The 11,676-nt window shown below is 62.1% G+C and carries 10 protein-coding genes; 8 read left to right on the top strand and 2 right to left on the bottom strand.

Annotated features, from left to right (window positions below; all coding sequences use genetic code 11):
- From GBB18_RS01595 to galE, 6 genes are all read left to right on the top strand, one after another.
- Positions 1 to 477, top strand: a complete 477-nt coding sequence (locus tag GBB18_RS01595; RefSeq protein ID WP_151548711.1) for a DUF3099 domain-containing protein — start codon at positions 1 to 3, stop codon at positions 475 to 477.
- Positions 478 to 492: 15 nt separating this feature from the next.
- Positions 493 to 2,004: a methyltransferase gene (locus GBB18_RS01590; RefSeq protein ID WP_151640520.1), complete on the top strand. Its 1,512-nt coding sequence runs from the start codon at positions 493 to 495 to the stop codon at positions 2,002 to 2,004.
- A gap of 35 nt (positions 2,005 to 2,039) precedes the next feature.
- A complete protein-coding gene (gene dtd, locus GBB18_RS01585; RefSeq protein WP_151548713.1) occupies positions 2,040 to 2,480 on the top strand; it encodes a D-aminoacyl-tRNA deacylase in 441 nt (146 codons plus the stop codon).
- 143 nt (positions 2,481 to 2,623) lie between these two features.
- Positions 2,624 to 3,616, top strand: a complete 993-nt coding sequence (locus GBB18_RS01580; RefSeq protein WP_151548714.1) for a sigma-70 family RNA polymerase sigma factor — start codon at positions 2,624 to 2,626, stop codon at positions 3,614 to 3,616.
- Between the two features lie 170 nt (positions 3,617 to 3,786).
- The gene (locus tag GBB18_RS01575; RefSeq protein WP_151640519.1) at positions 3,787 to 4,467 is read left to right on the top strand and encodes a metal-dependent transcriptional regulator; all 681 of its coding nucleotides are present in this window, start codon (positions 3,787 to 3,789) and stop codon (positions 4,465 to 4,467) included.
- A gap of 161 nt (positions 4,468 to 4,628) precedes the next feature.
- Positions 4,629 to 5,612 (top strand): UDP-glucose 4-epimerase GalE, encoded by a 984-nt coding sequence (galE, locus tag GBB18_RS01570; protein WP_151640518.1) that lies wholly within the window; start codon positions 4,629 to 4,631, stop codon positions 5,610 to 5,612.
- 142 nt (positions 5,613 to 5,754) lie between these two features.
- On the opposite strand, the gene GBB18_RS01565 is transcribed toward galE, so the two are convergent.
- Positions 5,755 to 6,837, bottom strand: coding sequence for a DUF4192 family protein (locus GBB18_RS01565; protein WP_151640517.1), 1,083 nt, complete (start codon positions 6,835 to 6,837; stop codon positions 5,755 to 5,757).
- A gap of 361 nt (positions 6,838 to 7,198) precedes the next feature.
- Here GBB18_RS01565 and GBB18_RS01560 point away from each other — a divergent pair, with 361 nt between their 5' ends.
- Positions 7,199 to 8,380 carry a PAC2 family protein gene (locus tag GBB18_RS01560; protein ID WP_151640516.1) on the top strand — a complete coding sequence of 394 codons (1,182 nt, stop codon included), beginning with the start codon at positions 7,199 to 7,201 and terminating at the stop codon, positions 8,378 to 8,380.
- Between the two features lie 89 nt (positions 8,381 to 8,469).
- On the top strand, positions 8,470 to 11,013 hold the full coding sequence (locus GBB18_RS01555; protein WP_151640515.1) for an RNA helicase: 2,544 nt from the start codon (positions 8,470 to 8,472) through the stop codon (positions 11,011 to 11,013).
- Between the two features lie 136 nt (positions 11,014 to 11,149).
- Here GBB18_RS01555 and GBB18_RS01550 read toward each other — a convergent pair whose 3' ends face one another.
- Positions 11,150 to 11,674, bottom strand: a complete 525-nt coding sequence (locus GBB18_RS01550; protein WP_151528613.1) for a carboxymuconolactone decarboxylase family protein — start codon at positions 11,672 to 11,674, stop codon at positions 11,150 to 11,152.
- Positions 11,675 to 11,676: the final 2 nt, after the last annotated feature.

The following is an 11,676-nucleotide window of genomic DNA, read 5'->3' as shown; positions in this document are numbered from 1 at the left end:
ATGACTGAAGATGAGGACAACGTTGCTCAACCGGCCGAGGATCGCTCGGCCGAGGAGACGGCGTCGACACGCGGCCGCCTCAGCGCTCTGCGACGCCGCATGCGCAAAGCAGAGCTCATCACTGATGCCCGCCGCACCCCAGCGCAAAACTATCGCCACCGTAAGACCGTGTACGCGATTTTGCAGGGCTCCCGTATTCCTTTTTTGTTCCTCAGCGCCGCCACCTATTTCTTTTGGGAGAATATGGTGGTCTCCGGTGTGCTCTTTGTGATCTCTACCCTGCTGCCGTGGGTGGCGGTGGTGATTGCCAATGGCGCCGGCGAGCCGGAAGATAAGCGGCATCCACGCCAGTACAAACCGGAGGTGCGCCGCGCCCAGCGCGCCGCCGAACATCACGCCCTGAACCAGCACTCGCTGCGCCGCGAGCTGGGCCCGGGCACCGGCGAGTACATCATTATTGACGCAGACGACGACTAGACAAGGCCTTATGTAGTGACTACCTCTCTCGCCGCGCGCGTGGGAGCCGATCTGGGCGATATATGCACCCGCATCGGCTATAGCCACGCCGGTATTGCCAGCTCCCTCGGCCCCGCCGCCTACGCCGCCCTTGGCCGCGGCGAACCTGCCGCGGTGCGCCGCGTATTAGCCTCCACAGCGCTGCACGACGCCATCCGACTCTTTATTCTGCACGATCCCCTTCCCCGCGCGCGCTGCGAGACTCTCCTGGGCAGGGCGCTTATCGACGCCCTCCTCGAGCTGTCCTGGGCCGAGGAGGACACCACTGGCCTGCGGGTGCTCATTGATATCCGCCCCATCGATCGCGGCACACGTAGCGGTTTGGTGTTCTCCGATATGGATGCCTCCATGGTGGAGCACATTCCCGGCAAGGAGCATGTGCTCGGTGTGGGTGCCGCATCCCTGTCCTTGGCTGAAGCCGTGCCCCACTCCTCGGTGTCCAGCGTGCTCGATCTTGGTTGCGGCTCGGGGGTGCAACTGGTGCTGCAGGCCGACTATGCCGAGACGCTCACCGGTAGCGATATATCGGAGCGGGCGCTGCGCTTTGCCCATGCCACTCTGGCGGCATCGGGGGTGGATGCGGAGCTGCTCCAGGGGCCGTGGTTCGAGCCGGTGCACCAGCGTCGCTTCGAGCGCATCGTGGCCAATCCCCCCTTCGTAGTGGGGCCCGCGGCCATCGAACACGTCTACCGGGACTCTGGCGCCGATCTCGACGGCGCCACTGAGCTCGTGGTTCGCCAGGCCTGCGAGCATCTCGAGGAAGAAGGCAGCGCCCACCTAGTGGGGGCGTGGGTGTTGAACGCAGACAGCTGGGCGCAGCGCGTGAGCTCGTGGGTTCCCCCGACCGGCTATGCCGTCTGGGTGCTCGAGCGCGATCGCGTGGACGCCCCGCACTACGTCTCCACCTGGTTGAAGGATGAATCCATCGACCCGCGCAGCGAGGAGGGGCAGCGGCGCACCGAGCAGTGGCTCTCCCACTTCGATGCCCACGGCGTCACGGGGGTGGGCTTCGGGTTCATTCACATCCAACGGCTCGCGGTGGACACCCCGAGCGAGGTGATGTGTGAGGATTTCTCGACAGCCTCCACTACCGGTTTGGGTGAGGAGGTCGAGGAGTATTTCCTCCGCACCTCGTGGCTGCGCGAGCAAGACGCCACCTCCATGCTGTCCAGCCGCTATCAGCTGCGCCCTGGGGTCTGCATTGACCGCATCAGTCGCGCCGACACCGAATCCGGTATCGGGATGAAGGCCGAGAGCATCCATATCGCCCGCACCGAGGGCCCCCGCTTTAGCCACGAAATCGACGAGGCCGTCGCCTCCCTCGTGGCCGGGTTGCACCCGCAGGGGCTTCCCTTGGCAGAGATCGTGGAGCTCTACGCGGCCACCGAAGAGATCGATCCCGCGGAGATCGTGCAGCAGGTCATCGCCGTGATGGTGGATCTCATCCGCCATGGCTTGGTGCTTCCCGCCGAGCTGCTCGCCGATTAACCCCGCCCCCTTATGTCTGAAGGAGTTATAGCGCCGTGAAAGCAGTATTGACCCGCGTCACCGAGGCGGCCGTCACCGTCGAGGGCCGCACCGTCGGGGCTATCGACTGCCCCGACACCGGCGGGCTTTTAGCCCTAGTAGGAGTCGCTCGCGAGGACACCGAGGCCGATGTGGAACTCATGGCCCGCAAGATCGCTGAACTCCGGATTCTCGACGGCGAGCGCAGCGTGGAGTCCTGCTCCGCCCCAGTGTTGCTCGTTAGCCAATTCACCCTCATGGGGCGGACGAAAAAGGGGCGACGTCCCTCGTGGTCCGATGCGGCGGGTGGCGCCGAGGCCGAGCCGCGTATCGCGGCGATTGCCGTTCTCCTCCAGCAACGGGGCATCCCAGTAGAAACCGGACAATTCGGCGCCTATATGAAAGTGTCCTCCGTTAATGATGGCCCGTTTACGGTGTTGGTGGACACCACTTCATAGGCGACTAACCACAAATAGGGGGAGCGTGGTGAACGCATCACCCCAGCTCGCGGCGTAGGGGCAGCAGTTTTGCTAGTGGTGGAACTAATTCGGAAGTCGTGGCGTTAAACAAAATGACATTCTCGATGGAGCAGGAGGCGCCAATGAGCTCTGCAGCTGAAGCCGCACGAGCGAACGATAACGAAGCCGGTGATACCCGAGGACGACGCAATCAGACGAACGACAATCCTGCCGCCGATCTCGTCCGCGTATATCTCAATGGTATTGGCAAAACCGCGCTGCTCACCGCCGAAGACGAAGTAGAACTGGCCAAGGCGATCGAGGTTGGTCTTTATGCCGATTATTTGCTGAAAAACAGCACGGATCTCACCCGCGCTAAAAAACGCGATCTGAAGATCTTGGCCAAGGAAGGGCGCAAGTCGCGCGCCCACCTGCTCGAGGCGAATCTCCGCCTCGTGGTCTCTTTGGCTAAGCGCTACACCGGTCGCGGCATGCCGCTTCTGGATCTCATCCAAGAGGGCAACCTCGGATTGATCCGTGCCATGGAAAAGTTCGACTACGCCAAAGGCTTTAAATTCTCCACCTATGCCACCTGGTGGATTCGCCAAGCCATTACTCGTGGCATGGCGGATCAGTCCCGCACCATCCGGCTGCCCGTGCACTTAGTGGAGCAGGTAAACAAGCTCTCTCGCATCAAGCGCGAGCTCTACCAGCACCTCGGCCGCGAGGCCACCAATGAGGAACTGGCCGAAGAGTCTGGCATTGATGAGGCCAAAATCGAGCTGTTGCTGCGCCAGTCGCGCGACCCGGTGAGCCTCGACATGCCGGTGGGCGCCGATGAAGAAGCCCCTTTGGGAGACTTCATTGAAGACTATGACGCGACCGATGCCGAGACCGCCGTGGTGGCCTCCTTGCGGCACTCCGATATTCGCGCGGTGCTCGGCACTCTCGAGCAGCGCGAGCAGGATGTGATCAAGCTGCGCTATGGCTTGGACGATGGCGTGCCTCGCACCCTCGATCAGATCGGCCGCCGCTTCGGGCTCTCCCGAGAGCGCGTCCGCCAGATCGAGCGGGAAGTCATGTCGAAGCTGCGTGACGGCGACCGCGCCGACAAGCTACGCGCCTACGCGCTCTAGACAGGCGGAGCCGCACGCTGGGCCGCACTCGGCCCCAGCGCGCGTCTCTGCACCGGATAGGTGCACGCAGTAAGCTAGGTTAAATTACAGGGACTAACAATTGTGATGTCTCCTTATTGCCGCAGACCGTATGGCTATAAGGGGAGCGAACAGAGAAGGGCTATAGCTTCGTGAAGGATCTTGTCGATACCACCGAGATGTATTTGCGGACGATCTACGAACTCGAAGAAGAGGGCATTATTCCCCTTCGAGCACGTATCGCCGAGCGTTTGGAGCAGTCCGGCCCCACCGTAAGTCAGACGGTAGCCCGCATGGAGCGCGACGGGCTGGTGGTGGTCGCCAATGACCGCAGCCTCCATTTGACCTCCGATGGCCGCCAGCGGGCGATCGCGGTGATGCGCAAGCACCGCCTCGCTGAGTGCCTTCTTACTGACGTCATTGGCTACGACATCGAGAAGGTTCACGATGAGGCCTGTCGCTGGGAGCATGTGATGAGCGACGAGGTCGAACGTCGCCTACTCGATGTGCTGCCCAATGTGGACCGCTCCCCCTTCGGCAATCCGATCCCAGGTCTTGATCGCCTAGGACGCCGCGATCACGTCGAACCGGATCACGGCACCCGCATCGTGGACTTGGCAGAAAACACCGATCACAAGGTGCGGATCGTGCAAGTCAATGAGATCCTCCAAGTCAATGATGACGAGATGAAGCGCCTGATCGCCGCGGGAATTTGCACCGGAAGCACGGTCACGGTCTATCACGACCGCAATGGCGTCACCTTCAAGACCGAGGATAAAGAGGTACGCCTCTCCCCTGCCTTGAGCCACGCCGTGCGTGTCGAAGAGGCCTAGTTCCCCTTGTAGTTTTATTCCTTATTTCTCCGCCCCTCGCCGGTACCACCTCAGTGCCCGCGAGGGGCGGAGAGCTATGTGTATAGCTCCGCTGCGTAGTGTGAGCAGCGCCCTATCGGCAGACGTCCGACGTGTAACTAAAAATGAGTAGTCTGGAGGCTATGAACATTCTGGTCACTGGAGGCGCCGGCTATGTAGGTAGCGTGTGCGCTCAGGTTTTCATTGAACAAGGACATTCCGTCACCGTCATCGACAACTTCTCCACCGGAAACCGCGAGGCTGTGCCCGCCGAGGCCACGCTCGTGGAAGGCGATGTTCGCGATGTCGCCGCCACTGTGCTCCGAGAGCACAAGATCGACGCCGTAGCCCACTTTGCGGCCCGCTCGCTCGTAGGCGAGTCTGTGGAGAAGCCCGAGGAGTACTGGCAGCACAACCTCGTCACCACCCTCGCGCTTCTCGACGCCATGCGCGAAAACGGGGTGAACAATCTGGTGTTCTCCTCGACCGCCGCCACCTATGGCGAGCCGAAGACAGTGCCCATCACCGAGGACATGCCCACCGCCCCCACCAATCCTTATGGCGCGACCAAGCTGTCCATCGACTACGCGATCACCAGCTACTGCCACGCCTATGGCTTGGGAGCAACCAGCCTGCGCTATTTCAATGTGGCGGGGGCCTATGGCACGATCGGCGAAAACCGCGAGGTGGAAACCCACCTCATCCCGCTGGTACTGCAGGTGGCGCTGGGCCACCGTGACAAGATCATGATCTTCGGCGATGACTGGCCCACCGAGGATGGCACCTGCGTGCGCGACTATATTCATATCCGCGACCTCGCGGACGCCCACCTGCTGGCACTGGAGTCCAATACGTCCGGCGAGCACCGCATCTTCAACCTGGGCTCGGGTGAGGGCTACTCGGTGGCCCAGGTGATCGACGCTTGCCGCGAGGTGACCGGCCAACCGATCCCCGCCGAAGTCGCGCCCCGGCGCGCCGGCGATCCCGCCACACTCATCGCCTCCTCGGCCAAGGCGATGGAGCAGCTCGGCTGGAGCCCCACCCGCACCGATCTGCGCACCATTGTCCAGGATGCGTGGTCGTTTACCTCGCAGTTGGGAGATCGGGCCTATAGCGCGCGGCGATAACGACCGTGTCTGCGCCGAGGCACAGCCCATAGTGCACAGCGATAGCGGGAGGCGGCAGCCCAGTGTGGTTGTCGCCTCTCGCGCTGTCGGGGCACTACTCGACCGCCTCGGTTCGAGCCAGCTTGGGGTATTGCCTCTGCGGCTAGCTGCATCGGGCGCGGTGAATGCCGACGCTGGAGCACAGCTGCTCGGCGGCCTCGGTGCAGGCGGTCACCGAGTCTGTGATGAGCCCATGCATATAGGCGTTAAAGAGTAGTTGGGCTAGGGTGTGTCCCTGCTCTTCTTCTTGTGCACAGCTCAATGCGGCGGGCACCACTGTCATCCACTGCCGGGCCGCTGCTTCGAGGGCGAGCAGGCTGAGTGCATTGGCCCGAATCGAGCCAGAAAAAACGTGCACGGCCGCTTGGAGGGCGCGGTAGAGCACCATGGAGGTGGTGTTGCCTACCGCGACGATGGCCATATCCCGCAGGGTGCGATCGGCGAGACAGGATCCCAGCAACTCGAGGAAGGCGAGATCCTCTTTGATCTCCTCCACCGTGGTCTCGGCTGGCAAGCGATCGAGCGAGGCGAAGAAGTCTTCCACGAGCGCATAGGGGGCGCTGTCTTTCTCCGCGCTGTCGTAGAGATCCATCACTTTGTTCTCCAATGCCCAGGACCAAAGGCGGGACTGCTCCTCGGAGATGGTCTCGGTATCTCGCCGGAATTGCTCGAGGAAGCTCTCGCGATCCAGCTCGGGGAGCTCTTCGCCGCGGGCGATGAGTTCCCGCATCGATGAAGTGCGCTCCAGCGGTGGGATCACATCATCGCGCAGGTGGCGCTTCCAGGAGGAGATCACTGCGACAGAATCGGAGACGAACTCCAACCGCACCTGCTCGCCCGCGGCTATCTCATAGGTGGACCATACTGCCCCGAGCGGGATCTGAGCGTCGCGGCAGTGCTCGTCCACCCGCTGCGCGATCTCCTGGCTGGAGCCTTGGCGGACGATGAAACCGAGGAAGAAATCACTATCGAGGGCGCCGAGGGTCTCAGAGATGGCGTCGATACGCTCGAGATCGCTGAGGCTTAAGCGCGCGATGGGACCGGAGGTGACCGTAGCTGTCGTCTGGCCGGGCTGCGGGGCGCTGACATGGAAGCCGGCCAGTACTAAGGAGTCGTGCGGGAAGAAGCCGAGGGTGGCGGGGATGGAGGCGAGAAAGGAACCGGGAGTGAAATGCTGTGTGCTCATGGCAGGTATCGTTGCCGAGGATCGCGGTCAGCACGGCCCAGTGCACGTTTTTCGGCGCCGCGTTGTGGATGGGGCCGAGTTATCCACAGCCTTCCGCTGAGCGACAGCCCTGCCAGTGGGGAGAGATGCGCTATGGTTATCCGGCTATGCGGTATGCGAAAATAGCGCCACAGAACCACACTGCGTTGGCCCGCACTGGGAATAGCAGGGGCGTCTGTGGCGTTGTTGCTCACATCAGGCCAGCATCCGCACGGTGCTGGACGCCGATGCGGGAGAGACACAGACACTAAGCTAATAACACAGGCGTAACTAGCGCGCCGGCAGGTGTGTTCCGCCCGCTCTATGACCTTAAGGAGGCACGATGGCACGAGACGATTTCTCGATGTACGAACTGGAGTACCCTTCTCCAGAGCTGTCTTCTTCCGCCGAGCGAGACAGCGAGGGCAATAGCACTCCGGGGCTAACGATGTTGATTGCTTTGGAGGGCTACGCCGATGCCGGCCGCGCCGTGGAGATGGTATCGCGGCATTTGCTCTCCGCATTGGATCACCGCCTCATTGCTTCGTTTAACAACGATGAACTCATTGACTATCGCTCCCGCCGCCCGCCGGTGGCGATCGATCAGCAGCGCGTAGTCGAGATCGACGATCTCAAGCTCACGCTCAATGTGGTGCGCGATACTAACGGGCGCTCCTTCCTGCTGCTCTCCGGCCCGGAGCCGGATCTGCGCTGGCAGGCGTTTAGCAAGGCTGTGGCCGATCTGGTGGAGCGCTATAATGTCGAACAAACTATTGCGCTCTACGCGGCCCCTATGTCAGTGCCGCATACCCGCCCGCTGATCGTCTCGGCGCACGGCAATGATCCGCAGCTGGTTCAGCCGCTCTACACCATGGATTCTCAGATCATCGTGCCCGGCGCGGCGGCGCTGCATATCGAGCGGCTGCTTAATAAGCGGGGCCGTAATGTTGCCGGCTATACCGCACATGTGCCGCACTATGTCTCCGCCTCGGAGTACCCAGAGGCGGCGTTGAGCCTCTTGCACGCCATTGGTGATGTCGGCGAGCTGGTGCTGCCGCTGAAGTCCTTGCAGGCCGATGCCGAGCGGGTCAAGCGCGATTTGGCGGAGCAGACTTTTAACTCGCAGGAGATTCAGCAGGTGGTCTCCTCCCTGGAGGAGCAGTACGACGAGCAGCTGGCGCGCTTCCGCGAAGCCAATCCCCAAGCGCTTATCCCCCGCAACGTGGAGATCCCCTCCTCCGAGGAGCTGGGCGCGGAGTTTGAGGAGTTTCTTGCCTCCGTTGCCAGCGAGACCTCAGCTGCCGCCGACGGCGAGGAGCCTGCGTCAGACGCCGCCGAGGATGGCCAGCCCCGCACCCGCTGGCAGGCCATGCTGGAGCGTCTCGGTGGCGAGGAGCACAGTATGTATCACGCCGAGCCCCAGCAGGATCAGCCCCAGCAGGAGGAGCATCAGGCGGGTGAGAAGGACTCCGCTGCGGAGGATGCCAGCGAAGACGCCGACGGCGGCGAGGGCAATTCCCACTAAGCGGGCGCACGCCCCGCTGCGGCTGCTCCTCACGCGGCTGCGAGGGGCCTCCCGCGCCGCGGCAGCGGGGCTAGGTAGTCTGAGTAAGTGTGAAAACGACGCTAACTCAGTTCCTGCCGGATCTCGCCGAAGTACCCGAGTCGCTGCTCGATGAATCAGTATTCGATTCCTATCTGCGCTGGGTAGACGATAGCGGGATGAGCCTCTACCCCGCCCAAGAGGAAGCGTCACTGGGGATTCTCGCTGGCGATAATGTTATTCTCGCCACCCCCACGGGCTCGGGTAAGTCCATGGTGGCGATTGCCGCGGCCTTCATCGCGATGGCGCGCGGCCAGCGTTCCTACTACACCGCCCCCATCAAGGCGCTGGTGAGCGAGAAGTTCTTCGCCCTCTGCGATATTTTCGGCCCCGAGCAGGTGGGGATGATGACCGGCGATGCCACCGTCAATGGCTCGGCCCCCATCATCTGCGCGACCGCGGAGATCGTGGCCAATATTGCCCTCCGCGATGGCAAGGATGCCGCCATCGACCAGGTGATCATGGACGAGTTCCACTACTACTCCGATCCCCAACGCGGCTGGGCGTGGCAAGTGCCACTGCTCGAGCTGCCCAAAGCGCAGTTCCTGTTGATGTCCGCCACCCTGGGCGATACCACGCACCTAGAAAAGGACCTCAGCGAGCGCACGGGGCGAGATACCACCTTGGTCGCGGGGGCGACTCGACCCGTTCCGCTGGAGTTTTCCTATGTTTATACCCCGGTGCACGAGACCATCGAGAAGCTGATCTCGCAGGACAAAGCCCCCATCTATGTGGTGCACTTCACCCAACGCGAGGCCACCGAGCGCGCCCAGGCGCTGACCTCGCTGAAGGTTATTAACGATGAGGAAAAGAAGAAGATCGCCGAGGAGATCGGCTCCTTCCGCTTCTCTACTCGTTTCGGCACCACCTTGTCCTCGCTACTGCGCAAGGGCATCGGCATCCACCATGCCGGCATGCTGCCGAAGTATCGCCGCCTCGTCGAACGCCTCTCCCAGACCGGACTATTGAAGGTCATTTGTGGCACCGACACCCTGGGTGTGGGTATCAACGTGCCCATTCGCACTGTATTGATGACGGGGCTAGTGAAATTCGACGGCCAACGCCAACGCCTCGTGAAATCGCGGGAGTTCCACCAGATCGCCGGGCGCGCAGGCCGGGCCGGCTTCGACACGGTGGGCACCGTGGTTATTGAAGCGCCGGAGCATGAGATCGAAAACTATAAGCTGCGCAAGCGCGCCGGCCAGGATGAGGCGAAGCTGAAGAAGCTCCGCAAAAAGGCCGCCCCGAAGGGCGAGGTGACGTGGACGGATACCACCTATGAGCGGCTTATCGACGCCGAGCCAGAGAACATGCAATCCCAATTTAGGGTGTCGCACTCCATGCTACTCAACCTGCTCGCCCGCGAGGGCGATGGGCTCCACCACATCACGGAGCTGATCCGGCGCACCCACGACCCGCGCGCTAAACAGAACACCGAGCTACTCACTTCTATCGACTTGATTAAGGGCTTGGTGGCGACAGGTATCGTCGATAAGCATGCTGGGAGTGACCCGCATGAGGAGCGCTATCAGCTCACCGCCGAGCTGCAGCGAGACTTTGCCCTCAACCAGCCACTGGCGCCCTTTGCCATCGCCGCACTCGAAGTATTGGACCCAGAGTCGGAGACCTTCGCGCTCGATGTGATCTCGGTATTTGAGGCGATTCTGGAAAATCCCCGACAGCTGCTGGTCGGCCAGGAACGCGCCGCGCGAGGGGCGGAAATTCAGGCGCTCAAAGCGGAGGGCTACGACTATCACGATCGCATGGCGATGATCGAGGAGATCACCTATCCGCAGCCGCTGAAGGAGCTGCTGGAGCAGACCTACGACACCTATGCCGAAACCCAGCCCTGGGTGAAAGAGTTTGAGTTAAAGCCGAAATCAGTGGTGCGGGAAATGATCGAAAAGGCCATGACCTTCTCCGATCTCGTCTCCACCTATCAGCTGGCCCGCTCGGAGGGGGTGGTATTGCGGTATCTCACCGATGCGTGGCGCACCCTCGAGCACTCGGTGCCGCCGGAGTATCGCAACGAGCAGGTCGACGACATCATTGTGTGGCTGGGCGAGCTGGTGCGCCAGGTCGATTCCTCGCTCTTGGATGAGTGGGCGCATATGGCCGATCCCGACCAGCCCATCGATCAGGACACCGTGGATCAGCAGGTGGCCTTTGGGGTGGAGGATCCGAGCGCGCTCAGCGCCAATCGCCGCGCCTTCACCATCATGGTGCGCAACTACTTCTTCCGCCTCACCCAGCTCTTCGCCTATGAGGAGGAGGACGCCCTCGCGCAGATGGTGGCCTATCTCGACGATGCCCCAGACTTCCCCGCTGCCATGGACGCCTATTTCGACGAATACGCGGACATGGATGTGGGACCTGAGGCGCGCGGCCCCGAATACTTCCACCTCACTCAGAATGGGCGCAGCTGGTCGGTACGGCAAATATTCAAAGACCCCGAGGGCGATAACTCCTTCGCGCTCCAGGGCGTCGTGGATCTCGATGCCTCGGATGCAGCCGGCGAGGTGCAGCTCAGCGCCCTGCAGCTCGATTATCACTAGGCAGCACCCACCTGAGACATCACCGCGCTGCCTATGACCAGGATCGGTACTGGGCAGCGCGGTGTCGTGTGTAGACACACAAAAGACGACGCTCCATCGATGTTGATGGGCGTCGTCTAGGTGCGAGACTCGGCTCTTAGCGAGCAGCCTCAATCTCTACAGCTTGGGCAACAGCCTGGACGGTGGCGGCGACCTTCACGGCCTCCCACACCTGCTCCTTGGTGAGCCCCTCTTCGCGCACGGTCTTATCGTGGGCAACCGAGCAGTGCTCGCAGCCGTTGATGGTGGACACGGCGAGGGAGTACAGCTCGAAGTCGGCCTTATCGATGCCCGGCTTGGCGATGATGTTCATGCGCAGACCGAACTTCACCTTGGCGTAGTCATCGCCCAGCCAGCCCTTGGCGCGGTAGGCAACGTTGTTCATCGCCATGATGGTGGCGGAACCCAAGGCGGCGTCGAAAGCCTCCTCGGAGAGGTGCTCCTTGGCCTCGTCGGCGATCTCGGAGAACACGGTCTCGTTGCGGGTAGCGGCGGCGGAGGCCACGAGGGCGCCCCACAGCTGCTGCTCGTTGAGCTCAGAGGTGCGGGTCAAGGAACCCAGGTTGAGCTTGACGTCCTTGGCGTAATCGGGCAGGGACGAACGCAGGTTATCAATCGACATCT

This window comes from Corynebacterium sp. 11A (assembly GCF_008930935.1).
Taxonomy (GTDB): Bacteria; Actinomycetota; Actinomycetes; order Mycobacteriales; family Mycobacteriaceae; genus Corynebacterium; species Corynebacterium megadyptis.
This window is presented reverse-complemented; position numbering and strand designations above follow the sequence as displayed.